The 23,289-nt window shown below is 72.1% G+C and carries 20 protein-coding genes; 10 read left to right on the top strand and 10 right to left on the bottom strand.

The window, feature by feature from the left end:
* Positions 1 to 19: 19 nt before the first annotated feature.
* On the top strand, positions 20 to 760 hold the full coding sequence (locus tag AB0946_RS33315; RefSeq protein ID WP_366764419.1) for an SDR family oxidoreductase: 741 nt from the start codon (positions 20 to 22) through the stop codon (positions 758 to 760).
* Between the two features lie 13 nt (positions 761 to 773).
* On the opposite strand, the gene AB0946_RS33310 is transcribed toward AB0946_RS33315, so the two are convergent.
* Entirely contained in the window at positions 774 to 1,880 is a 1,107-nt protein-coding gene (locus AB0946_RS33310) for a mechanosensitive ion channel domain-containing protein (RefSeq protein ID WP_366764418.1), read from the bottom strand.
* A gap of 105 nt (positions 1,881 to 1,985) precedes the next feature.
* Here AB0946_RS33310 and AB0946_RS33305 point away from each other — a divergent pair, with 105 nt between their 5' ends.
* The gene (locus AB0946_RS33305; RefSeq protein ID WP_366764417.1) at positions 1,986 to 2,558 is read left to right on the top strand and encodes a dienelactone hydrolase family protein; all 573 of its coding nucleotides are present in this window, start codon (positions 1,986 to 1,988) and stop codon (positions 2,556 to 2,558) included.
* A gap of 18 nt (positions 2,559 to 2,576) precedes the next feature.
* Here AB0946_RS33305 and AB0946_RS33300 read toward each other — a convergent pair whose 3' ends face one another.
* The 4 genes from AB0946_RS33300 to AB0946_RS33285 form a co-directional block, all read right to left on the bottom strand.
* Positions 2,577 to 4,247, bottom strand: a complete 1,671-nt coding sequence (locus AB0946_RS33300; RefSeq protein WP_366764415.1) for an alkaline phosphatase D family protein — start codon at positions 4,245 to 4,247, stop codon at positions 2,577 to 2,579.
* A gap of 80 nt (positions 4,248 to 4,327) precedes the next feature.
* Positions 4,328 to 5,140 (bottom strand): thioredoxin domain-containing protein, encoded by an 813-nt coding sequence (locus AB0946_RS33295; RefSeq protein ID WP_366764414.1) that lies wholly within the window; start codon positions 5,138 to 5,140, stop codon positions 4,328 to 4,330.
* Positions 5,141 to 5,206: 66 nt separating this feature from the next.
* Entirely contained in the window at positions 5,207 to 5,887 is a 681-nt protein-coding gene (locus tag AB0946_RS33290) for a hypothetical protein (protein ID WP_366764413.1), read from the bottom strand.
* 68 nt (positions 5,888 to 5,955) lie between these two features.
* Positions 5,956 to 7,281 carry a DUF2252 domain-containing protein gene (locus AB0946_RS33285; protein WP_366764412.1) on the bottom strand — a complete coding sequence of 442 codons (1,326 nt, stop codon included), beginning with the start codon at positions 7,279 to 7,281 and terminating at the stop codon, positions 5,956 to 5,958.
* 222 nt (positions 7,282 to 7,503) lie between these two features.
* Between AB0946_RS33285 and dnaE the strand changes: the two genes are divergently transcribed.
* Positions 7,504 to 11,043 (top strand): DNA polymerase III subunit alpha, encoded by a 3,540-nt coding sequence (gene dnaE, locus AB0946_RS33280; RefSeq protein WP_366764411.1) that lies wholly within the window; start codon positions 7,504 to 7,506, stop codon positions 11,041 to 11,043.
* An 81-nt stretch (positions 11,044 to 11,124) separates the two neighbouring features.
* Here the strand turns inward: dnaE and AB0946_RS33275 are convergent, their stop codons facing one another.
* The gene (locus AB0946_RS33275) at positions 11,125 to 11,292 is read right to left on the bottom strand and encodes a hypothetical protein (RefSeq protein ID WP_366764410.1); all 168 of its coding nucleotides are present in this window, start codon (positions 11,290 to 11,292) and stop codon (positions 11,125 to 11,127) included.
* A 223-nt stretch (positions 11,293 to 11,515) separates the two neighbouring features.
* On the opposite strand from AB0946_RS33275, the gene AB0946_RS33270 reads away from it, so the two are divergent.
* The 4 genes from AB0946_RS33270 to AB0946_RS33255 all read left to right on the top strand — a co-directional run bounded on the left by AB0946_RS33270 (position 11,516) and on the right by AB0946_RS33255 (position 15,406).
* Positions 11,516 to 12,739: an NYN domain-containing protein gene (locus AB0946_RS33270; RefSeq protein ID WP_366764409.1), complete on the top strand. Its 1,224-nt coding sequence runs from the start codon at positions 11,516 to 11,518 to the stop codon at positions 12,737 to 12,739.
* A gap of 58 nt (positions 12,740 to 12,797) precedes the next feature.
* A complete protein-coding gene (locus AB0946_RS33265) occupies positions 12,798 to 13,811 on the top strand; it encodes an ABC transporter ATP-binding protein (protein WP_366764407.1) in 1,014 nt (337 codons plus the stop codon).
* Positions 13,812 to 13,923: 112 nt separating this feature from the next.
* Positions 13,924 to 14,745 carry an ABC transporter permease gene (locus tag AB0946_RS33260; RefSeq protein WP_366764405.1) on the top strand — a complete coding sequence of 274 codons (822 nt, stop codon included), beginning with the start codon at positions 13,924 to 13,926 and terminating at the stop codon, positions 14,743 to 14,745.
* Between the two features lie 34 nt (positions 14,746 to 14,779).
* Positions 14,780 to 15,406, top strand: a complete 627-nt coding sequence (locus AB0946_RS33255) for an AAA family ATPase (RefSeq protein ID WP_366764404.1) — start codon at positions 14,780 to 14,782, stop codon at positions 15,404 to 15,406.
* 553 nt (positions 15,407 to 15,959) lie between these two features.
* On the opposite strand, the gene ybaK is transcribed toward AB0946_RS33255, so the two are convergent.
* The 4 genes from ybaK to AB0946_RS33235 form a co-directional block, all read right to left on the bottom strand.
* Complete coding sequence (gene ybaK, locus AB0946_RS33250; protein WP_366764403.1) at positions 15,960 to 16,460, bottom strand: Cys-tRNA(Pro) deacylase; 501 nt, start codon at positions 16,458 to 16,460, stop codon at positions 15,960 to 15,962.
* An 18-nt stretch (positions 16,461 to 16,478) separates the two neighbouring features.
* On the bottom strand, positions 16,479 to 17,219 hold the full coding sequence (locus tag AB0946_RS33245; protein WP_366764401.1) for an LON peptidase substrate-binding domain-containing protein: 741 nt from the start codon (positions 17,217 to 17,219) through the stop codon (positions 16,479 to 16,481).
* A gap of 11 nt (positions 17,220 to 17,230) precedes the next feature.
* The gene (locus AB0946_RS33240) at positions 17,231 to 18,304 is read right to left on the bottom strand and encodes a hypothetical protein (RefSeq protein ID WP_366764400.1); all 1,074 of its coding nucleotides are present in this window, start codon (positions 18,302 to 18,304) and stop codon (positions 17,231 to 17,233) included.
* A 185-nt stretch (positions 18,305 to 18,489) separates the two neighbouring features.
* Positions 18,490 to 20,067 carry an oxidoreductase gene (locus AB0946_RS33235; protein ID WP_366764399.1) on the bottom strand — a complete coding sequence of 526 codons (1,578 nt, stop codon included), beginning with the start codon at positions 20,065 to 20,067 and terminating at the stop codon, positions 18,490 to 18,492.
* Positions 20,068 to 20,263: 196 nt separating this feature from the next.
* On the opposite strand from AB0946_RS33235, the gene hisD reads away from it, so the two are divergent.
* Genes hisD through hisB form a run of 3 tightly spaced genes read left to right on the top strand, consistent with a single transcriptional unit; the run spans position 20,264 to position 23,288 of the window.
* Complete coding sequence (hisD, locus tag AB0946_RS33230) at positions 20,264 to 21,589, top strand: histidinol dehydrogenase (RefSeq protein WP_366764398.1); 1,326 nt, start codon at positions 20,264 to 20,266, stop codon at positions 21,587 to 21,589.
* The gene (locus AB0946_RS33225; RefSeq protein WP_366764397.1) at positions 21,586 to 22,698 is read left to right on the top strand and encodes a histidinol-phosphate transaminase; all 1,113 of its coding nucleotides are present in this window, start codon (positions 21,586 to 21,588) and stop codon (positions 22,696 to 22,698) included. The genes hisD and AB0946_RS33225 overlap by 4 nt, the downstream gene beginning before the upstream one ends.
* Positions 22,695 to 23,288, top strand: coding sequence for an imidazoleglycerol-phosphate dehydratase HisB (gene hisB, locus AB0946_RS33220; RefSeq protein WP_171157228.1), 594 nt, complete (start codon positions 22,695 to 22,697; stop codon positions 23,286 to 23,288). Before AB0946_RS33225 ends, hisB begins: the two co-directional genes overlap by 4 nt.
* Position 23,289 lies beyond the last annotated feature (1 nt).

Genomic DNA, 23,289 nt, shown 5'->3' with positions numbered 1-23,289 from the left:
CGGCTCCTACTCTCGGATCATGACTCGCAACATCGTGATCAGTGGCGGCGGTACGGGCATCGGGCTGGCGGCGGCGCGGGCGTTCGCGGCGGACGGGGACCGGGTGCTGTTGCTCGGCCGGCGCGCGGACGTGCTGGAGAAGGCCGGTGTGCCCGGGGCGCTCAGCTATGCGGCGGACCTGTCCGAACCGGGTGACGTGCGCGGGGTGGCCCGGTTCGTGGCGGACGAGCTGGGCACCGTGGACGTGCTCGTGAACAGCGCCGGAGGAGCCGGGTATCTGGAGCCCCGGGCCGGCAGCGACGACCCCCTCGACCGCGTCGCCCACGACTGGACCGTCAACTTCCGGCAGAACACCCTGACCGCGGCGCTCCTCACCGAGGCGCTGAAGGACCGGCTGGCCACGCCCGGCGGGCGGGTGCTGTTCCTGAGTTCCATCGCCGCCTACCGGGGCTCGGGAACGGGTGCCTACGCGGCGGCCAAGGCCGGGCTGCACCCGTACGCCCACGACCTGGCCCGGGAGTTGGGCCCGCGCGGCATCACCGTGAACGTGGTCGCGCCCGGATACGTCGAGGACACCGAGTTCTTCGGAGACACCATGGACGCGGCCCGGCGGCAGAAGCTCATCGCGGACACCTCGAACGGCCGCGCCGGCGTACCGGGGGACGTCGCCGAGACCCTGCACTGGCTGGCCTCGCCCGCCGCCGGGCACGTCACCTCACAGATCGTCCAGGTGAACGGAGGTGCCGAACGGGGGCGTTGAGCGGGGTGAGCGGTCAGCCCCGGCCGGTGCGCGGGAACTCGTAGGCCCGGCGCAGGGACGCGCGGTCGGGGGACGGGACACGGGACGGCGGCAGCACCGAATCCGCGGTGTTCACCCGGGGCAGCGCGTAGGGGTGCTCCGCCGACAGCCAGCTGATCATCTGCTCGCGGACCGCGACCCGCACCGTCCAGATGTCGTCGGCGTCCTTCGCCGTCACCAGCGCGCGCACCTGGATGGTGTTCGGCGTGGTGTCCGTCACCTGGAGGTTGCACGCGCGGCCGTCCCAGGCCGTGCAGGCGCGCAGGATGTCCCGCAGCTTCTCGCGCATCGCCTCGATCGGCGCGCTGTGGTCGAGATGCCAGTAGACGATCCCGGTCATCTGCGGGGTGCCGCGGGACCAGTTCTCGAAGGGTTTGGAGGTGAAGTACGACACCGGCATGGTGATCCGGCGCTCGTCCCAGGTGCGCACCGTCAGGAAGGTCAGGGTGATCTCCTCCACCGTGCCCCACTCGCCGTCGACCACGACGGTGTCGCCGATGCGCACCATGTCGCCGAAGGCGATCTGGAGCCCGGCGAACATGTTGGAGAGCGTCGACTGGGCGGCGACACCGGCGATGGCGGCGATGATGCCCGCCGAGGCCAGCAGGGAGGCGCCCGCCGCGCGCATCGCCGGGAAGGTCAGCAGCATCGACGAGACGGCCACGACGATGACGATCGCCGACACCACCCGCATGATCAGCTCCACCTGCGTGCGCACCCGGCGCACGCGGGCCGCGTCGCGGTGGACGCGGGCATAGCGGGAGTAGGTGGTCTCGACGACCGCCGCTGCGATCCGGATCACCAGCCAGGCGGCGGACCCGATCAGCACCAGGGTCAGCGTCCGGCCGATGCCGACCTGGTGCCGCTCCAGCAGCTTCGCCTGGTCGTACGACCCGCGCAGCAGGGCGCTGCACAGGACGAGCTGGTAGGGGATGCGGGCACGGCGCAGCAGCCCCCACAGGGGGGTGTCGTGGTCGCGTTCGTCGGCCTTGCACAGCAGCCGGTCGGTGGCCCAGCCGATGGCCAGGGTCAGCAGCACCGTGCCGCCGAGCACGATCAGTGGACGGAGTACGTTCTCCATGCCTCCGCTCCTAACCGGCGCACGGAGGGCATGAACATGTGAGTTCGGCGCGTTCCTGGGTAAGGCGGCACCGGCAGCGCCGTGGCCGGCTGGCACCATGGCCTCATGAACATCATGCTCTTTCACTCGACCTACGGGCTCAGGCCCGCGGTGCGCGAGGCCGCGGACCGGCTGCGCGCGGCGGGCCACGAGGTGTGGACGCCGGACCTCTTCGAGGGACGTACGTTCGACACCGTCGAGGAGGGCATGGAGTTCAAGGAGCGGACCGGCAAGGAGGAACTGCTCAAGCGGGCCGTGCTGGCGGCGGCGCCGTACTCGGACCGGGGGCTGGTGTACGCGGGGTTCTCGCTCGGCGCCTCCGTCGCCCAGACCCTGGCCCTCGGCGACGCCAGGGCGCGCGGCCTGCTGCTTCTGCACGGCACGTCGGACATCGCGCCGAACGCGCAGGTGGACGAACTGCCGGTGCAGCTGCACGTGGCGGAGCCGGACCCGTTCGAGACGGACGACTGGCTGAGCGCCTGGTATCTGCAGATGGGCCGGGCGGGCGCCGATGTGGAGGTGTACCGGTACGCCGGGGCCGGGCACCTGTACACCGACCCCGAGCTGCCGGACTACGACGCGGAGGCCGCCGAGGCCACCTGGCGGGTGGCGCTCGGCTTCCTCGAGTCGCTCGGCTGAGCGGTCACGACGGGGCGGTCACACCGGGTCGTAGGTCCGCTCGACCTTCTGCGTGCCGCTGCGGGTGCGGTACGAGCGCACCCAGCTGGAGGTGGCGTTCGCGTCGGTGCGGTCGGACAGCACGTAGTAGTCCATCTGCGCGCGGTCGACTGTGATGTCGAGCACGCCGTAGCCGTGCCGGTCGGTGTCCACCCAGTGGACGTGCCGGTTGGCGGCCTTGATGACCGGCGCGGCGACCGCGGAGACCGTGCCCTCGGGCACCTTCACGATGTCGTCCAGGTTGTCGGAGGTCACCGAGGTCACCACGAACTCGGTGGCCGCCGACGCCGACAGCGGATAGGTGCCCGCGTCCACCGGGACGTCGTTGGCCCACGCCATGTGGATGTCACCGGTCAGGAAGACGGTGTTGCCGATGGCGTTGGAGCGCAGGTGGGCCAGCAGTTCGCGGCGGTCGTCGGTGTAGCCGTCCCACTGGTCGGTGTTGGCGGCGATGCCCTCCTGCGGCAGCCCGAGCAGCTTGGCGAGCGGCTTGAACAGGTCGGCGGACAGGGAGCCGAAGGAGAACGGCGAGATCATCACCGAGTTGCCGACCAGCCGCCACCTGGTGTCGGAGGCCTTCAGACCGGCCTTCAGCCAGTCGAGCTGGGCGCGCCCGGTGAGCGTGCGGTCGGGGTCGTCCACCGAGCCGCTGGCCGTGGACGCCTGCTGGGAGCGGAAGGACCGCAGGTCCAGCAGGGAGAGGTCGGCGAGCTTGCCGAAGCGCAGCCGGCGGTAGGTGGTGCCGGCGACGGCCGGGCGGACCGGCATCCACTCGAAGTAGGCCTGCTTCGCCGCGGCCTGACGGGCCGCCCAGGTGCCCTCGGCGCCCTCGGTGTGGTTGACGGCGCCGCCGGACCAGGCGTTGTCGGCGAACTCGTGGTCGTCCCAGATCGCGATGACCGGCGCCTTCAGGTGCAGGGCCTGGAGGTCGGGGTCGGTCTTGTACCTGGCGTGCCGGATCCGGTAGTCGGCGAGGGTGAGGATCTCGTGGGCGGGCGCGTGCGGGCGGACGACCTGGCCCCGGGTCCCGTACTCGCCGGACTTGTACTCGTAGATGTAGTCGCCGAGGTGCAGCCAGGCGTCCAGGTCGTTCCGGGCCGCGAGGTGGCGGTAGGCGGAGAAGTAGCCGGCCTCCCAGTTGGCGCAGGAGACCACGCCGAAGCGCAGGGAGGAGACGTCCGCGTCCGCCGCCGGCGCGGTGCGGGTGCGCGCCGCCGGGGAGTCGGTGCCGCCGGCCGAGAAGCGGAACCAGTAGTCGGTGGCCGCCTCCAGGCCGCGGATGTCGGCCTTGACGGTGTGGTCGGAGGCGGCCGTCGCGGTGGTGGAGCCCTTGGCGACGATGCTGGTGAACGCCTTGTCCCTGGCGACGACCCAGCTGACCTCGGTGTCCGGGCCGAGCCCCGAACCCGGTATCGCCTCGGGGACCGGGGTCACCCGGGTCCACAGCAGCACGCCGTCGGGCAGCGGGTCTCCGGAGGCGACACCGTGCAGGAAGGCGGGGGTGTCCGTGGCGGCGCGGGCCGGGGCGGCGGCGGCCAGCGGGCCGGCCAGGACAGCGGTCGCCGCCGCGGCCTTGACGACCGTACGGCGGCGGGGCGAGAGCGGAGCGGGGCCCCGGGAGGTCTCGGATGATCTGTATCGACTGGTCACGGACGATCAGGTTACTGATCGGTACGCGCGAGAGCGGGCGAACTCGCGAAAGTTCGCCCGCTCTTTGACGGATGGTCGGCTCAGCCCTTGAGGGCCGCCTCCAGCGCGGTGTTGAACTCGGCGACCGACATGGGCGCGTTCTTGCCGTCGGAGCCCGTCAGCGTCTTGCCGTCCATCTTCAGGGTCGGGGTGCCCGAGATGCCGTCCTTGTCGAAGATCTTGGACTCCTCCAGCGCCCACCGGTCGTAGGTGCCGTCCTTCACGGCCTTCTGGAACGCCGTGTTGCCCTTCAGCGCGGGGACCGTGTCGGCTATCTCGATCAGGTAGCCGTCGTCCTTGAACTTGTCGGTGGTCTCCTCGGGGTGCCACTTCTTGGAGTACATCGCGGTCTTGTACTCCAGGAACGCCTCGGGGCTGACGTTGAGCGCGGCACCCAGGGCGCTGAGCGCGTTCTTCGAGCCCTCGCCGGTCAGGTTCTTGTCCAGGAAGGTGGCGCCGACGTACTGGATCTTGAACTTGCCGGCGTCGAGGTCCTTCTTGACGGTCGGGCCGACCGTCTGCTCGAAATCAGCGCAGACCGGGCAGCGCGGGTCCTCGTACATCACCAGCGTCTTCTTGGCGCTGCTCTTGCCGATGACAACCGTCGTACCGTCCGTGCCCGTGGTGTTGGCCGGCTTGACGAGCTTGTCGTCCTTCGCGGCCTCCCAGTAGGCGGGCTTGTTGTTCTGCACGACGGCGTAGCCGATGCCGCCGGCCGCGGCCAGGACGGCCACGACCGAGGCGGCCACGATGAGCTGCCGCTTGGCCTTGTCGCGCTTGGCCTGCCGCTCGCGCTCCTGGCGCAGCCGCTCCCGGGCCGCCGTCTTCGCCGCCTGGCTGTTCCGCTTGCTCATATTGGTGATCTCCATGTGGGACGCGCACACGACGTACGCGGAATACGTGTGGGGGACTGATCGTGCTCAGGCGAATGCCGGGGAGCACGGCGGTCCACGCCGTCCCAGGGAGTGCGTGAGGAGCCGGTCGCGGGCGGCGGCGCGGCGCGGGGCCGGGCGGGGCAGCCGGCGGGCCGGCCGCGGGCGTGCGGCGACCGCGGCCACCGCCAGCAGCAGCGGCCGGAACGTGGTCGCGGCGACCGCCCGCAGCAGCTGGGTCAGCGCACGCTCGCCCCGGCGCAGCCAGCCGGCGGCGAGCAGTCCCACGCCGATGTGCGCGGCGAGCAGCAGCCAGGCGGCGGCCGGGCTGGCATCGGCGAGCACGGCCCCGGCATGGCCGGGAGCGCCGGTCATCCCGGTCAGCGGGGTGCCCACCCGGCCCTGGCACAGCACGTCCAGGCCGACCGCCCGCAGCGGACCGGCGACCGGGCCGCCCGCCCGGCCGTAGCAGGTGTCCTGGCCGGTGGTGAACACCGTGTCGGCGGCCAGTTCCAGCGGCACCAGCAGGGCCGCGATCCGGCCGAAGCCGCGCTCACGGCCCGCCAGCGCGTAGGCGGTGACGAACACCCCGGCGGCGACCGCGCCCACGGTCGCCAGCGGCAGCGGGGCACGGGACAGCAGCACGTGCGACGCGGTGCTGAGCGTCACGACGAAGGCCGTGAACAGCGCCGCGCGCACGGCTCTGAGCTGGGTCCCGGATATGTCCATAGCGAAAGGAGAGTCTGTCACGTACGCGGGTAAGGGACCCCTAAAGAGTGCCTGTGAATCCGCGAAGGTCACAGCCCCGGAATTCGGCCGTTGCGGAACAGGTCGACGAAGATCTGGTGATCGGCACGCGCGCGTGCGCCGTAGCTGTGGGCGAAGTCCACCAGCAGCGGAGCGAAACCCTCCTCGTCGGCGGCGAGCGCCGCGTCGATGGCCCGCTCGGTGGAGAACGGCACCAGGGACTCGCCGGAGGTGTCGTCCGCCGCCGCGTGCATGGTCGCGGTGGCCCGGCCCAGGTCGGCGACGACGGCCGCGATCTCCTCCGGGTCGTCGATGTCGTCCCAGTCCAGGTCCACGGCGTACGGCGAGACCTCGGCGACCAGCTGGCCGGCGCCGTCCAGCTCGGTCCAGCCGAGCCACGGGTCGGCGTGCGCCTGAAGGGCGCGCTGGGAGATTACCGTGCGGTGGCCCTCGTGCCGGAAGTACTCCGCGATGGCCGGGTCCGTGATGTGCCGGGAGACGGCCGGGGTCTGGGCCTGCTTGATGTAGATGACGACATCGTTCTCCAGGGCGTCGCTGTGGCCCTCCAGGAGGATGTTGTACGACGGCAGGCCGGCCGAGCCGATGCCGATGCCCCGGCGGCCCACGACGTCCTTCACCCGGTAGGAGTCCGGGCGGGCCAGGGAGGAGTCCGGCAGCGTCTCCAGATAGCCGTCGAAGGCCGCCAGCACCTTGTAGCGGGTGGCCGCGTCCAGCTCGACGGAGCCGCCGCCCGGTGCGAAGCGGCGCTCGAAGTCGCGGATCTCGGTCATCGAGTCCAGCAGGCCGAACCGGGTCAGCGAGCGGGCGTCACGCAGCGCGTCCAGCAGCGGACCCTGCGCGGTGTCCAGCGTGAACGGCGGCACCTCGTCCCGCTTGGCGCCGGTGGCCAGGGAGTGGATGCGCTCGCGGTAGGCGGCGGCGTAGACCGTCACCAGCTCGGTGATCTGCGCGTCGCTGAGCGCCTTCGCGTACCCGAGGAGCGCGACCGACGCCGAGAAGCGCTTCAGGTCCCAGGTGAACGGGCCGACGTAGGCCTCGTCGAAGTCGTTGACGTTGAAGACCAGGCGGCCGTTGGAGTCCATGTACGTGCCGAAGTTCTCGGCGTGCAGGTCGCCGTGGATCCACACGCGCGAGGTGCGCTCGTCCAGGTACGGTCCGCCGCGCTTCTCGGCGTCGAGGTCGTGGTAGAAGAGGGCCGCCGTGCCCCGGTAGAACGCGAAGGCCGAGGCCGCCATCTTGCGGAACTTCACCCGGAACGCGGCCGGGTCGGCGGCCAGGAGCCGGCCGAAGGCGGTGTCGAAGACGGCGAGGATCTCCTCGCCGCGCTGCTCCTCGTCGAGCTGGGGGACCGACATCGCGGGGTGCCTCCTGGTGCGTTACCTGTACGACAGCGTCTCTGCCGTACCCAACGCACGAAGGTACGCGTAGGTGCCCGCCCGTGCCCCGGCCGCCACCCCTGATCGAGGCGCTTCGCGCCGAGTCTTCATCTCGGTGTCAGTGGTGCGGCATAGACTTCGACGCTGACCCCAGAACCGTCCGCCAGCCCGTCGCCGAGTGTTTCCCCCGGAGGACTCACCGTGTCAAAGCCGCCCTTCACGCACCTGCACGTCCACACCCAGTACTCGCTGCTGGACGGTGCCGCGCGGCTGAAGGACATGTTCAACGCGTGCAACGAGATGGGCATGACGCACATCGCCATGTCCGACCACGGCAACCTCCACGGGGCGTACGACTTCTTCCACTCCGCGAAGAAGGCCGGAATCACCCCGATCATCGGGATCGAGGCGTATGTCGCCCCGGAGTCCCGGCGGAACAAGCGCAAGATCCTCTGGGGCCAGCCGCACCAGAAGAGGGACGACATCTCCGGCTCGGGTGGTTACACCCACAAGACGATGTGGGCCGTGAACCGGACCGGCCTGCACAACCTCTTCCGGCTCTCCTCCGACGCCTACGCCGAGGGCTGGCTGCAGAAGTGGCCCCGGATGGACAAGGAGACCATCGCCCAGTGGTCCGAGGGCATCGTCGCCTCCACCGGCTGCCCCTCCGGCGAGGTGCAGACCCGGCTGCGCCTCGGCCACTTCGACGAGGCCCTCAAGGCCGCGGCGGACTACCAGGACATCTTCGGCAAGGACAAGTACTTCCTGGAGCTGATGGACCACGGGATCGAGATCGAGCGCCGGGTCCGCGACGGCCTGCTGGAGATCGGCAAGAAGCTCGGCATCCCGCCCCTGGTCACCAACGACTCGCACTACACGTACGCGCACGAGGCCGGCGCCCACGACGCCCTGCTGTGCATCCAGACCGGCAAGAACCTCTCCGACCCCGACCGCTTCAAGTTCGACGGCACCGGCTACTACCTGAAGTCCACGGACGAGATGTACGCCATCGACTCCTCGGACGCCTGGCAGGAGGGCTGCGCCAACACGCTCCTCGTCGCCGAGATGGTGGACACCACCGGCATGTTCGAGAAGCGCGACCTGATGCCCAAGTTCGACATCCCCGAGGGCTACACCGAGGTCACCTGGTTCCAGGAGGAGGTCCGCCGCGGCATGGAGCGCCGCTTCCCGGACGGCGTCCCCGAGGACCGCCAGAAGCAGGCCGAGTACGAGATGGACGTCATCATCCAGATGGGGTTCCCGGGCTACTTCCTCGTGGTCGCCGACTTCATCATGTGGGCCAAGCGCCAGGGCATCGCGGTCGGCCCCGGCCGGGGCTCCGCGGCCGGCTCGATCGTCGCCTACGCGCTCGGCATCACCGACCTCGACCCGATCCCGCACGGCCTGATCTTCGAGCGGTTCCTCAACCCCGAGCGCATCTCGATGCCCGATGTCGACATCGACTTCGACGAGCGCCGGCGCGTCGAGGTGATCCGGTACGTGACGGAGAAGTACGGCGCCGACAAGGTCGCCATGATCGGCACCTACGGCACCATCAAGGCCAAGAACGCGATCAAGGACTCCGCGCGCGTGCTGGGCTACCCGTACGCCATGGGCGACCGCATCACCAAGGCCATGCCCGCCGACGTCCTCGGCAAGGGCATCCCGCTGTCCGGCATCACCGACCCCAGCCACCCCCGCTACTCGGAGGCGGGCGAGGTCCGGGGGATGTACGAGAACGAGCCGGACGTGAAGAAGGTCATCGACACCGCGCGCGGTGTGGAGGGCCTGGTCCGGCAGATGGGCGTGCACGCCGCCGGCGTGATCATGTCCAGCGAGACCATCACCGAGCACGTCCCGGTCTGGGTGAGGCACACCGACGGCGTGACCATCACCCAGTGGGACTACCCGAGCTGTGAGTCGCTCGGCCTGCTGAAGATGGACTTCCTGGGCCTGCGCAACCTCACGATCATGGACGACGCCGTCAAGATGGTGAAGGCCAACAAGGGGATCGACATCGACCTCCTGAGCCTCCCGCTCGACGATCCGAAGACCTTCGAGCTGCTCCAGCGCGGCGACACCCTCGGCGTCTTCCAGTTCGACGGCGGCCCCATGCGGTCCCTGCTGCGGCTGATGAAGCCGGACAACTTCGAGGACATCTCCGCCGTGTCGGCCCTGTACCGGCCGGGCCCGATGGGCATGAACTCCCACACGAACTACGCGCTGCGCAAGAACGGGCAGCAGGAGATCACGCCGATCCACCCCGAGCTGGAGGCGCCGCTCAAGGAGGTCCTGGACGTCACCTACGGCCTGATCGTCTACCAGGAGCAGGTGCAGAAGGCCGCCCAGATCATCGCGGGCTACTCGCTCGGCGAGGCCGACATCCTCCGCCGTGTGATGGGCAAGAAGAAGCCGGAGGAGCTGGAGAAGAACTTCGTCATCTTCCAGGCCGGCGCCCGCAAGAACGGCTACAGCGACGAGGCCATCCAGGCGCTCTGGGACGTGCTGGTCCCCTTCGCCGGCTACGCGTTCAACAAGGCGCACTCCGCCGCGTACGGCCTGGTGTCGTACTGGACGGCGTACCTCAAGGCGAACCACCCCGCCGAGTACATGGCCGCCCTGCTCACCTCGGTCAAGGACGACAAGGACAAGTCGGCGGTCTACCTCAACGAGTGCCGGCGCATGGGCATCCGGGTGCTCCCGCCGAACGTCAACGAGTCCGAGGCCAACTTCGCCGCCCAGGGCGACGACGTGATCCTCTTCGGCCTGTCCGCCGTCCGCAACGTCGGCACCAACGTCGTCGAGTCGATCATCAAGTGCCGCAAGGCGAAGGGGAAGTACGCCTCCTTCCCCGACTACCTCGACAAGGTCGACGCGGTCGTCTGCAACAAGCGCACCACCGAATCGCTGATCAAGGCCGGCGCCTTCGACTCGATGGGCCACACCCGCAAGGGCCTCACGGCCCAGTACGAGCCGATGATCGACAACGTGGTCGCGGTCAAGCGCAAGGAGGCCGAGGGCCAGTTCGACCTCTTCGGCGGCATGGGCGAGGAGACCAGCGACCAGCCCGGCTTCGGCCTCGACGTCGAGTTCACCGACGACGAGTGGGACAAGACCTATCTGCTCGCCCAGGAGCGGGAGATGCTCGGTCTGTACGTCTCCGACCACCCGCTCTTCGGTCTGGAGCACGTGCTCTCCGACAAGGCGGACGCGGGCATCGCCCAGCTCACCGGCGGTGACTACGCGGACGGCTCGGTGGTGACCATCGGCGGCATCATCTCCGGTCTGCAGCGCAAGATGACCAAGCAGGGCAACGCCTGGGCCATCGCCACCGTCGAGGACCTGGCGGGCTCCATCGAGTGCATGTTCTTCCCGGCCACCTACCAGCTGGTGTCCACCCAACTCGTCGAGGACGCCGTGGTGTTCGTCAAGGGCCGCCTCGACAAGCGCGAGGACGTGCCCCGGCTCGTCGCCATGGAGCTGATGGTCCCGGACCTGTCCAACGCGGGCGCCAACGCGCCCGTGGTGCTCACCATCCCGGCCGTGAAGGTGACCCCGCCGATGGTCAGCCGCCTCGGTGAGATCCTCAGCCACCACAAGGGCGACAGCGAGGTCCGGATCAAGCTCCAGGGCCCGCGCAAGACCACCGTGCTCCGCCTGGACCGGCACCGGGTCAAGCCCGACCCGGCGCTGTTCGGCGACCTGAAGGTGCTGCTCGGCCCGTCCTGCCTGGCCGGCTGACGCCCGGCGGAAGGCGCCGACGCGAAGGGGCGCACCCTGGACGGGTGCGCCCCTCACCTGTGCCCGGGCTTCAACTGCCCTTTAGTTGTGGCCGAAGCTCTTCTGCTTCTTGCGCACGGCCTCCGAAGGGCTGCCCGGGGCGTGCGCCATGGGCGGCTCGTGCTCCTCCGCCTGCGGACGCTGCGCGTGCTCGGACTGCGGAGCGCGGTTCTGCGGGCCGGACTGCTTGCGGTTCTTGTTCTTGGCCATGGTGATGCCTCCTGTGGGGGATCTAGGGGCCAGGGCCGGGACCAGATTCACATACGCTGACATCAAGCGCATGTCGGATAATTACCGTGTGTGACAGGGTTGATGGTCGTACCGGAGCCGCAAACGCCACGCCGAAGATCGAGTTCGGGCCGTTAACCCCCGCGCGGTCGGGCAGACTCGAAGGAAGTCCGAAGCAAAACCTCCCGGGAAGAGGGTGAGTCGCGTGGACCGCTGCATCGTCCTGGTGGACGCCGGGTATCTGCTGGGTGCCGCCGCCAGCCTCCTCGCCGGCGAGCCCTCGCGGTCCCGGATCACCGTCGACCACGCCGCGCTGATCCAGGCGCTGCGGGAACGCGCCGAGTCCGACACCGAGCGCCCCCTGCTGCGCATCTACTGGTTCGACGGCGCCCCCGACCGGGTCCCCCAGCCGGAGCATCGCCGGCTGCGCGTGATGCCCCGGGTCACCGTGCGCCTCGGCGCTCTCACCCGCAGTGACGGTCGCTGGGCCCAGAAGGGCGTCGACGCCGCCATGCACGCCGAACTGACCGAGCTGGCCCGCAACCGCGCCTGCTCCGACGTCGTCCTCGTCACCGGCGACGGCGATCTGCTGCCCGGCATGATGGCCGCCAAGGAGCACGGCGTCGCCGTCCACCTCTGGGCCGTCCAGGCCGCCGACGGCGACTACAACCAGTCCGAGGACCTGGTCGCCGAGGCCGACGAGCGGCGCGTGCTGGACCGCGCCTGGATCACCCAGGCCGTCCGCGCCAAGGAGCTGACCGGCGTCTGCGCCCCGCCGCCCGCGCCCCGCCCCGAGATCGCCGCGATCCTCTCCGCGCCGCTGCCCGAGTCCGCGCTCGGCACCGCGGCCGAGCGGCCCGCCGAACAGCCCGCCCACCCGCCGGCCGGCGCCGTGGCCGAGAACGGCGCCCAGGAGCGGGTGACCGCCTCCAAGGGCGTCCCCACCCCCAAGGACCTGGCCGCGCTGCGCGCACCCGGTGCCCAGCCCGTGCAGCACCCGGCGACCGCGACCCTGCGCTGGTCCTCCGACAAGGGCTGGGTCGACCGGCCGGGCGCGGTGGCCGAACCCGCCGAGGTCGCCTCCATGCCGACGCTGGCCCAGCTCACCACCGCCGAGCAGCGGTGGGCCGACCGGGAGGAGGACATCACCACCGTCGGCGGCGATCCGTACGAGGTCGGGCAGGTCTTCGCCCGCCGCTGGATGTCACGCCTCGGCGACCAGGGCCATCTGCAGCGGCTGTCGCAGATGTACCCGCGCATCCCGCACCGGATCGACGGGGAGCTGCTGCGGTACGCGGCGCGGTTCGGACTGCTCGCGCACAAGGACGACCAGATCGACGAGCACGACCGTTACGCCATCCGGGCGGGGTTCTGGCGGGAGATCGACGTCCCGGCGGCGGCCGAACAGCACGCCCCCGCCGCCGACTGACCGCCGGAGCCGCCCCCAAGGGCGAGTAAAGGCCCCGGACCCCGTAGGCTCGTCCCTTGTGAGCACGCGCGCGGGACAGGCACTTCGGTACGACGAGGTCGTACGCGCGCGCGGGCTCGGCAAGACCTACCCGGCCGTCAAGGGCCGGCGGGGCGCCCCCGGCACCCCCGAGGTGCGGGCCACCGACGGCGTCGAACTGGACGTGCGGCGCGGGGAGGTCTTCGGACTGCTCGGCCCCAACGGCGCCGGGAAGTCCACCCTCGTGCGGCAGCTCACCGGGCTGCTGCGGCCGGACACCGGCAGCGTCGAGATACTCGGCCACGACATCGTGCGCCATCCCGAACGGGCCGCCCGGCTCCTCGCCTACCTGGGCCAGGAGTCCACCGCCCTGGACGAGCTGACCGTCTCCCTCGCCGCCGAGACCACCGGGCGCCTGCGCGGCCTGGACGTCCGGCGGGCGCGGGCGGAGCGGGACGCCGTCCTGGAGGAACTGGGGCTGACCCCGATCGCCGGACGGGCGCTGAAGAAGCTGTCCGGCGGCCAGCGGCGGCTCGCCTGTTTCGCCGCCGCGCTCGTCGGGGAACGGCCGCTGCTCGTGCTGGACGAGCCGACCACCGGCATGGACCCGGTGGCCCGGCGCGCGGTCTGGGCGGCCGTGGACCGCCGGCGTGCCGAGCGCGGTACGACCGTGCTGCTGGTCACCCACAACGTCATCGAGGCCGAGACGGTCCTGGACCGGGTCGCCGTGCTCGACCGGGGCCGGGTCATCGCCTGCGACACCCCCGCCGGACTCAAGGCGCGGGTCGCCGGCGAGGTGCGGGTGGAGCTGGTGTGGCGGGAGCGGGCGCCGCTGGAGGTGCCCGAGGTGGCCGTGCTGCGCGAGCGGGCCGTGGAGTCCGGCCGGCGCTGGACGCTCCGGCTCGCGCCCGAGGAGGCCCGCGCCGTCGTCGCCACGGTGACCGGCGGAGCCGCCTTCGCCGCGCTGGACGATTTCACGCTCGCCACGCCCAGCCTGGAGGACGTCTACCTGGCGCTGGGCGGCGCGGCCCGGCAGGGGCTGGTGAAGGCATGAACGCACCGGCCGTGGAATGCGTACGGGTCCGCGTGACCGCCGCGGTGAGGACGACCGCCGGGGTGAGGAGGCCCGCCGTGGCGACTGCCGTAGGGAAGAGGAGCAGCCCGTCGTGAGTGTCGTACCCGCCGAGGTTCTGCCGGGCGGCGCCCGGGCCGTACCGGACGCGGCGGCCGGCGCGGCCGAGCTCGGGCCGTCCGCGCGGCTGTGGCCGTCGCTGGTGGCCGTCTACCGGGCGCAGCTGTCCCGGGCCCGGGTGGCGCGGATCCCGCTGCTGTTCGTGGCCACCTTCCAGTCCATCGGCATCACCGTGATGATGCGGGGTGTCGTCGACAGCGGCCACGAGGCCCAGTCCGTGGTGGCCGGGTCGTCCGTGCTGGTCGTCGCGTACGTGGCGCTGAACCTGCTGTCGCAGTACTTCGGGCAGCTGCGGGCCAGCGGCGGGCTCGACCACTACGCCACGCTGCCGGTGCCGCCGGCGGCCGTGGTGCTGGGCGCGGCGGCGGCCTACGCCTCCTTCACCGTGCCGGGGACCTTGGTGACGGCCGTCTTCGGCTGCGTGCTGTTCGGGCTGCCGCTGTCCAACCTGTGGATCCTGGTGGCCGTCATCCCCGTCGCCGGGGCCGCGCTGGCCGGGCTGGGCGCCGCCTGCGGACTGCTCGCGCCCCGGCCGGAGCTGGCCACGCTGCTCGGGCAGCTCGGCATGTCGGCCGCGCTGCTGCTGGGCGTGCTGCCCGCCGACCGGATGCCGGAGGTCGTACGGCTGGCCCGTGATCTGCTGCCGTCGACCTACGGCGTGGAGGCGTACGCGCGGACCTTCGCCGCGGACCCCGACTGGGCCGTCGTCCTCGCTGACCTGGGGGTGTGCGCGGGGGTCGGCGTGGCCTCGCTGGCCGTGGCGGCCTGGGCGTACCGCAGGGCCGCCGTCCGGTGACGCGGCCCACAGCGCGACCTGGCACGATGGTCGGGTGACCGCACCGCTGACTCCGCCTCCTCCGCCGCACGAGAACTCCCCGCACCAGGTCTGGCAGGCGCCGCCGCCCGCCGGGACGCCGGGCGCGGGCGCGTACGAACAGGACGGCCCCGGGATGAAGACGGAACTGCGGGAGGCCACCGTGATCACGGTGGTGGTGGCGCTCGGCGGAGTGCTGCTGGGGCTGCTGTGGTGGTGGCTGGCGCCGCACGTGCCGCTGATCGGTGACGAGGTCGACAAGAGCTGGGTCGTCTACGTCAAGGACAGCGAGGGCGAGCAGGCGGTCGGGGTTGACGGAACGTTCACCCTGCTGGGGCTCGCCTTCGGACTGGTCAGTGCCGTGGTGGTGTTCCTGCTGCGGCGGCGCGGCGGTGTGCCGCTCGTGGTGGCCCTCGGCCTCGGCGGGCTGCTCGGGTCGCTGCTGGCCTGGCGGCTCGGGGTGTGGCTGGGACCCGAGTCCGACGTGCTCGCGCACGCGCGGGCCGTGGGCAAGGGGGTGACGTTCCCGGCGCCGCTGAAGCTGTCGGCGAAGGGGGCGCTGCTGGCGTGGCCGCTGGCGGGGCTGCTGGCGCATCTCGGACTGACCGCGCTGTTCGGCCCCCGGGACCCCGAGGTGCCGTGACCCGAGGCTCCGCCCGGCGAACTCCCCGTCCCCGCGCCCGGGTGGGCCGCGCTTCGACCGACGCCGGCCCGGCCTCCGTCAGCCTCGCCAGGCCGTCCGTTGCCGGTCCGCTCTCCAGGCTCCGGCGGCCCGTCGAAGTGGCCCGGGGCCGGCCCCTGGGCACCGGCCCCGATCTGTCGGGGCCGGTGACGGGCAGTCGCCTGCCCGGAGCCTCTTCACCACCCGCCTTGTCAGCCTGACCAGGTCGTCCGGTGCCGGTCCGCTCTCCAGGTTCCGGCGGCCCGCCGAGGTGAACGCGGAACCGGCTGCCGTCCGGGCCGTAACGGGCGGACGGGCTGGCACCTGCCCGGGTCTGGCGGGTCCGGTGTCGTGAGCTTCGCCAGGTCATCCGGCGCCGGTCCGGCCTCCAGGTCCCGGCGGCCCGCCGAAGTGGCATGGAACCGGCCGCCGTCCGGGCCGTGACAGGCGGACGGGCAGGCGTCTGTCCGGGGGACCCGGTAAAACCCCGGGCCGTGCCCCACCACCCGTCCCGGCCGGCCGGCCCCCGCCCGGGTCAGCCGCGTCCGATCGGGGCCAGCACTGCCTCCGTCAGCTTCGCCAGGTCGCCCGGCGCCAGCTCGACCTCCAGGCCCCGGCGGCCCGCCGAGACGCAGATCGTCGCGTGGGACTCCGCCGAGTCGTCGAGGACCGTCGGGAGCTTCTTGCGCTGGCCGAGCGGGGAGATGCCGCCGCGGACGTAGCCCGTGGTGCGTTCGGCGAGGGCCGGGTCGGCCATGGCCGCCCGCTTGCCGCCCACCGCCGCCGCGAGGGCCTTCAGGTCCAGCGAGCCGGCCACCGGGACCACACCGACCACCAGGGAGCCGTCGACGTCGGCCACCAGGGTCTTGAAGACGCGCTCGGGGGAGACGCCCATCGCCTGCGCCGCCTCCTCGCCGTAGGAGGGGTGGGACGGGTCGTGGTCGTAGGCGTGGACCGTGAAGTCCACGCCCGCCGCCGTCAGGGCCACCGTCGCGGGCGTGCCCCCGGACTGCTGCTTCTTCGACTTCTTCGCCATCGGGGTGCCGGGTTTCCCTCAGTTCAGACTCGTCGGCGTCCGCGTCAGCTCGAACGCGGGCAACGACGGCAGACTACGGATGATGGACGTCTCCGCGCGAAGGAGTTTCAGCTCGTCCCGGAGCCGGGAGGCGGTGTCCGGGGCCTGGAGCAGCCGCTGCTTGGTCGGTGTGTCGTGCACCATCGCGGCGGCCACCAGGTACGACACCACGCCCGGGTCGTCCGGCAGATCCGCACCGGTGGACAGCGAGCGCTCACGGGCACCCGCCAGCCGCTTCTGGTACTGGCGGAACGAGCGCAGCACGCCCTCGGCCAGCGCGCCCGCCTCGTCCCCGGGCTCCTCCGGCAGCTCCTCCAGTTCGGCGGTCAGGAACGGGCCGGACGCGTCCACGGACAGCAGGCGGACGCGCGTCGTGCCCGTCGCCAGCACCTCGAAGGTGCCGTCGGACCGCTCCCGGATGGTCGCCGCGTCCGCCACACAGCCCACCCCGTGGAAGGCCTTGAGCGGGGCGGGGCCGAAGCCGGCGGCCGGGCCCCGGTCGGGCTCGGCCGTGGGGTCGGGCATGCCCGGGGCGCTCGGCGCGACCTCGTGGCCGTCGCGGATGGCGACGACGGCGAAGCGGCGCGGCTCCTCCTCGGGAGTCTTCAACAGCGCGCGCATCATGGCGCGATAGCGCTCCTCGAAGACGTTCAGCGGCAGCACGAGCCCCGGGAACAGCACCGAGTTCAGCGGAAAGAGCGGCAGACGGACGGTGGTCACGGCGCCCCAGCCTAGTGGTCGGCGGCGCGGGCGTGTCCGCCGTGCCCGCCGAGAGGGTCCCGGGACGCCGTCAGCAGCCGGGCCGGGACGGGCCGCGCGCCCGCCGTCTCCAGGTGTTCGCGCACGCGCAGGAAGTGGCCGAGCGGGTCCTCCGAGATCCGGTCCCAGGGGAAGGAGGTGGCGTAGGGGCCGATCAGGCGCAGCTGGGTGCGGGCGTCCTCCCAGCGCTCCAGCCGCAGCAGGACGTACAGCAGTTTGTTGCGGACCTCGGCGGGCCACGGGTCGGCCGCCGGGAAGCGCCCGGACAGCTCGATGGCGCGGTCGGCCGCCGCGTCCAGCCGGGCGCGTGGCACGTCGGGGCCGCAGTCGTCGGTCAGGCAGCCGAGGGCCGCCCGGGCGGGCAGCGCCTGGACGAGCGAGTCGGCCGGGGCGTCCTGCGCGGCCCGTTCGGCGAAGTCGAAGCACGCGCCGTGCGAGCCATGGGGAGTGTGGGGCGTGTCGCCCCACTGGGCGCAGCAGAAGGCGGCCAGGTAGCGCAGGGCGGCCACGTGGCAGCCGTAGTGGTGCGGGGCGCGCCGGACGGCCGCCTCCCACAGCTCCTCGAAGTAGCGGTGCCCCGCCCGCGAGCCGCGCGCGTGATCGAGCGCGATCCGCCAGGGCACCGGGTCGCGGCCGTCGGCGCGGGCGGCGGCGGTGATGAGCGGGCTCACCTCGCGCAGCAGCTCGGCGCGGGCGGGCGAGGGCCAGGCGCGGTCGACCGCCAGCTGGGCCCCGAGCAGCAGCACGCCGGGGTCGTCCGGGGCGGCGACGCGCCACTCCTCGTACCACTCGGGGCGCGAGCGGGCGAAGGCGGTCAGGCGCCGTACGTACCGGTCCCGGTTCTCCCACTCGGCCGCGGTGCGGGTGGCGGCGAGCAGGCCGGCCGCGGCGGCGTACTCGCCCCGGCCGGCCGCGACCAGCGCGGGCGAGAGACGGTCGTCGGGCGCGTCGAGGACGGCCTCGTCCCCGGCCGGCGGGGTGCCGGCCGGGCGGGCGGAGCGTTTGGCCATCCGGGTGGGGCGGATGAACGAGGGCAGCAGAGCCATGGTGCGACCATTGAAAGTCCGCAGGTCGCGGCGGCGCCAGAGGGCCTGGGCAAGTCGGGGAAAGTTGTACGGCCCTAAGTCAAGGACCGGTAAAGGGTGAATGTGCGTTTTGTGTGAGGTGTGTGCATGGAGGGCGGATTCCGTCTGCCGTCGATGAACGGCACCGCCCTCGCGCCGGACGTCCGTCAGCTGCGCCGCAGCAGCCGGGTCGCGCCCGCCGCCACCGTCGTGGCCAGGACCCAGCCGATCAGGATCAGCGCCGCCGCCAGCCACTGCCAGCCACCGCGCAGCTGCCACTGGCCGGCCTGGCCCAGGTCGATCACCGGCAGCAGCAGGTCCAGCGTGAACAGCGCCGGGCTCCAGACCGGGTGGCCGCCGGAGCTGACCGGCGGGGGGTCCGCACGGGTGAAGGCGAGGGTGCCCGCCGCCCACAGCACCGCCATCCACACCGCGGCCCGTCCCGGACGGTAGCCGTAGGCGACCGTCCAGTCCTGGAGGTAGCCCCAGCACGTGCCGGCCAGCGGCAGCGTCTCGCGCCGCTGGCGCTGCTTGGCGAGCAGCACCTCGCGCGCGTCCTCGTCCTCCCCGGCCGCGCGCAGCACCGCCGCCAGCCGCTCGTACGGCTCCGGGGCGTACTCGGCGGTGGCCGCCGCCACCCAGTCCAGGCGCTGGGTCAGCGGGAACGGGCCCTGCGGCACCAGGCTCTCGTAGGCGAACCCGCCCATGTGCAGATTGCCCGCGTCCGGCCAGCTGCCCGCCCGGTCCACCAGGTTCACGATCCGCGCGCCGGACAGCACCACCTTGCCGCGCTCCGGCTTGTCCCCGAGGAAGCGCAGCTCCGGCGTCTGCACCCGGCGCAGCGACAGCTCCTGGTCGTCGGTGAGGACGAACCGGGCCCGTTCCAGGTCGACGGCGTCCCCGAACCGCCCGTCGTCCAGGCGCACCCCGCCCCGGGACTCGAACCGCTGGATGCGCGTCCCGCGCGCGGGCGTGGTGCCGCTCAGCAGCGGGTTGCCCACGCCGGCCGGGGTCAGGTACAGGGTCCGTTCGACCGTCAGCTGGGGGGCGTTCAGGGCGAACCGGGCGTAGGGGTTGGCGAGCCTGGCGCCGCGCAGGCTGAGCGAGACGCCGATCTGGGCGCCGCGCAGACTGAACTCGCCGTGCGACTCCAGCATCTCCGCCTGGAGGTCCTGGCCGACGGTTAGGCCGTCGGCCGCGATCGACCGCCCGCCGCGGTCCCGGTACGCGACCGCCTGGTTCAGCAGCAGATCGGTGCCGATGTGCGCGTCCGTCAGCCGCACCCCGTTCTGGAACCGGCAGCGCGGCAGGTGCAGATCACCCTCGGTGTGCACGCGGGCGGCCTCCAGGCGCGGCACCGCGCAGTCCACCAGGCGCAGGGTCGTGAACCGGGCCTCCGGCAGCCGGATCTCCTCGTCGAAGCGGCAGCCGCGCAGCTCCACGTACGGGGTGACCTGGCCGCCCGCCAGATCCAGCGGGCCGGTGACGCGCACGCCGACGAGCTTCAGCGCGGACACCCGGCCGGCGAGTGCCGGCGGGCCGTCGAGGAGCAGCCAGCAGACGATCCGGGCCCGAACGCTCCGCTCCGGGCCCCACGGATGCCCGCCGTGCGGATCGTCCACCGCGTAGTCGCCGCTGCTCAGGTCGTACACGCTGCCGTTGCGGAAGGCCTGCCACATGCCCGCCTCGGTCGCGGTCAGGTCGTCCGGCAGGTCCCCCGTGCGGATGCCGGCTCCCTCGGTCACCGTCGTCCTCTTCTCTCCTCTTCGGTTCGCTGGATTTCGTACAGCCGTTCATGCCCTCTGTGACCGGCGGGACACCACCCGTGAAGGTGATCTTCCGGGTTCCGGCCACCCTCTGTACCAGTCATTGGTCCACGGTCTGTATCAGCCATTGATACGCGCGGACGGCTCCCGACGGCGGTCTGAGAGAATTGGGACTGTGATTTCCCGAATCGATCTGCGCGGCGACGCCCTTCCCGAGGGCCCGGCCCTGCGCGACCTGCTGCCCCGAGCCGACTTCGACGTTCAGGCCGCCCTGGAGAAGGTGCGCCCGATCTGCGAGGCCGTGCATCATCGCGGCGACGCGGCGCTGATCGACTTCGCCGAGAAGTTCGACGGAGTGCGGCTGGAAACCGTCCGTGTCCCGGCCCAGGCCCTCACCGACGCGCTCGCCGCTCTCGACCCGGCCGTGCGCGCCGCCCTGGAGGAGTCCATCCGCCGCGCCCGGCGGGTCCACCGCGAGCAGCGCCGTACGACCCACACCACGCAGGTCGTGCCCGGCGGCTCGGTGACCGAGAAATGGGTTCCGGTCGAGCGCGTCGGGCTGTACGCGCCCGGTGGCCGCTCGGTCTACCCGTCCTCCGTGGTGATGAACGTGGTGCCCGCCCAGGAGGCCGGCGTCGAGTCCATCGCGCTCGCCTCACCGGCCCAGGCCGAGTTCGGCGGCCTGCCGCACCCGACGATCCTCGCCGCCTGCGCCCTGCTCGGCGTGGACGAGGTGTACGCGGCCGGCGGCGCCACCGCCGTGGCGATGTTCGCCTACGGCACCGAGTCCTGTCCGCCGGCCAACATGGTCACCGGGCCCGGCAACATCTGGGTCGCCGCCGCCAAGCGCTACTTCACGGGCAGGATCGGCATCGACGCCGAGGCCGGCCCGACCGAGATCGCGATCCTCGCGGACGCCGGCGCCGACCCGGTGCACGTCGCCTCCGACCTGATCAGCCAGGCCGAGCACGACCCGCTGGCCGCGGCCGTCCTGGTCACCGACTCCGTCGAGCTCGCGGACGCGGTCGAGAAGGAACTGGAGCCGCAGGTCGCGGCCACCAAGCACGTCGAGGACCGGATCGTGCCCGCGCTGAGGGGCAGGCAGTCCGCGATCGTGCTGGTCGACGGCATCGACGAGGGCCTGCGGGTCGTCGACGCGTACGGCGCCGAGCACCTGGAGATCCAGACCGCCGACGCCGCGGCGGTGGCCGACCGGGTCCGCAACGCCGGCGCGGTCTTCATCGGACCCTGGGCCCCCGTCTCGCTCGGCGACTACGCGGCCGGGTCCAACCACGTCCTGCCCACCGGCGGCTGCGCCTGCCACTCCTCGGGCCTGTCCGTCCAGTCCTTCCTGCGCGGCATCCACATCGTGGACTACACCAGGGAGGCGCTCGCCGAGGTCGCCCACCACGTGGTGACGCTCGCGGAGGCGGAGGACCTGCCGGCGCACGGCGCGGCGGTCAAGGCGAGGTTCGGCTGGAAGGTACCCGAGAGCAAGTGAGCGACGTGCGGATCGACGATCTCCCCGTACGGGACGAGCTGCGGGGCAAGTCCCCCTACGGCGCCCCCCAGCTGGACGTCCCCGTACGGCTGAACACCAACGAGAACCCCTACCCGCTGCCCGAGCCGCTCGTCGAGCGGATCGCGGAGCGGGTGCGGGAGGCCGCCCGCGGCCTCAACCGCTACCCCGACCGGGACGCCGTCCAACTGCGCACCGAGCTGGCCAAGTACCTCAGCAGGACCGGCAAGCACCCCCTCGGCGTCGAGAACGTGTGGGCCGCCAACGGCTCCAACGAGGTCATCCAGCAGCTGCTGCAGACCTTCGGCGGACCGGGCCGCACGGCGATCGGCTTCGAGCCGTCGTACTCGATGCACGCGCTCATCGCGCGCGGGACCGGCACCGGCTGGATCTCCGGTCCGCGCGGCGAGGACTTCACGATCGACCCCGCCGCCGCCCGGCGGGCCATCGCCGAGAGCGAGCCGGACGTCGTCTTCATCACCACCCCCAACAACCCCACCGGCAACGCGGTCCCCCCGGAGACGGTCCTCGCGCTGTACGAGGCGGCGCAGGCGGCCAAGCCGTCGATGGTGGTCGTGGACGAGGCGTACGTCGAGTTCAGCCACGGCGACTCGCTGCTGCCGCTGCTGGCGGGCCGCCCGCACCTGGTGATCTCCCGGACGATGTCCAAGGCGTTCGGCGCGGCCGGCCTGCGCCTCGGCTACCTGGCCGCGCACCCGGCGGTCGTGGACGCCGTCCAGCTGGTCCGGCTGCCGTACCACCTGTCGGCGATCACCCAGGCGACCGCCCTGGCCGCGCTGGAGCACACCGACACGCTGCTCGGGTACGTCGAGCAGCTCAAGGCGGAGCGGGACCGGCTGGTCGCCGAGCTGCGCGCGATCGGCTACGAGGTGACCGAGTCCGACGCCAACTTCGTGCAGTTCGGCCGGTTCGCCAGCGCCCACGACGCCTGGCGGAAGATCCTCGACCGGGGCGTCCTGGTCCGGGACAACGGAGTGCCGGGATGGCTGCGGGTGTCCGCCGGCACCCCGGAGGAGAACGACGCGTTCCTCGACGCGGTCCGTGAGTTGAAGAAGGAGCAGGGTTCATGAGCCGCACAGGCCGCGTGGAGCGCACCACCAAGGAGACGTCGGTGCTGGTCGAGATAGACCTCGACGGCACCGGCCGGACCGACATCGCCACCGGCGTCGGCTTCTACGACCACATGCTCGACCAGCTCGGCCGGCACGGTCTGTTCGACCTGACCGTCAAGACCGACGGCGACCTGCACATCGACTCCCACCACACCATCGAGGACACCGCCCTGGCGCTCGGCGCCGCCTTCCGGCAGGCGCTCGGCGACAAGGTGGGCATCTACCGCTTCGGCAACTGCACGGTCCCGCTGGACGAGTCCCTCGCGCAGGTCACCGTCGACCTGTCCGGCCGCCCGTACCTCGTGCACACCGAGCCCGAGAACATGGCGCCGATGATCGGCGAGTACGACACGACGATGACCCGGCACATCCTGGAGTCCTTCGTCGCCCAGGCGCAGATCGCGCTGCACGTGCACGTTCCGTACGGGCGCAACGCGCACCACATCGTGGAGTGCCAGTTCAAGGCGCTGGCCCGGGCGCTGCGTTACGCCTCCGAGCGCGACCCGCGCGCGGCCGGCATCCTCCCGTCGACGAAGGGCGCGCTGTAAC

Origin of the sequence: Streptomyces sp. NPDC046870, from assembly GCF_040704595.1 — a bacterium.
Classification (GTDB): domain Bacteria; phylum Actinomycetota; class Actinomycetes; order Streptomycetales; family Streptomycetaceae; genus Streptomyces; species Streptomyces argyrophylli.
This window is presented reverse-complemented; position numbering and strand designations above follow the sequence as displayed.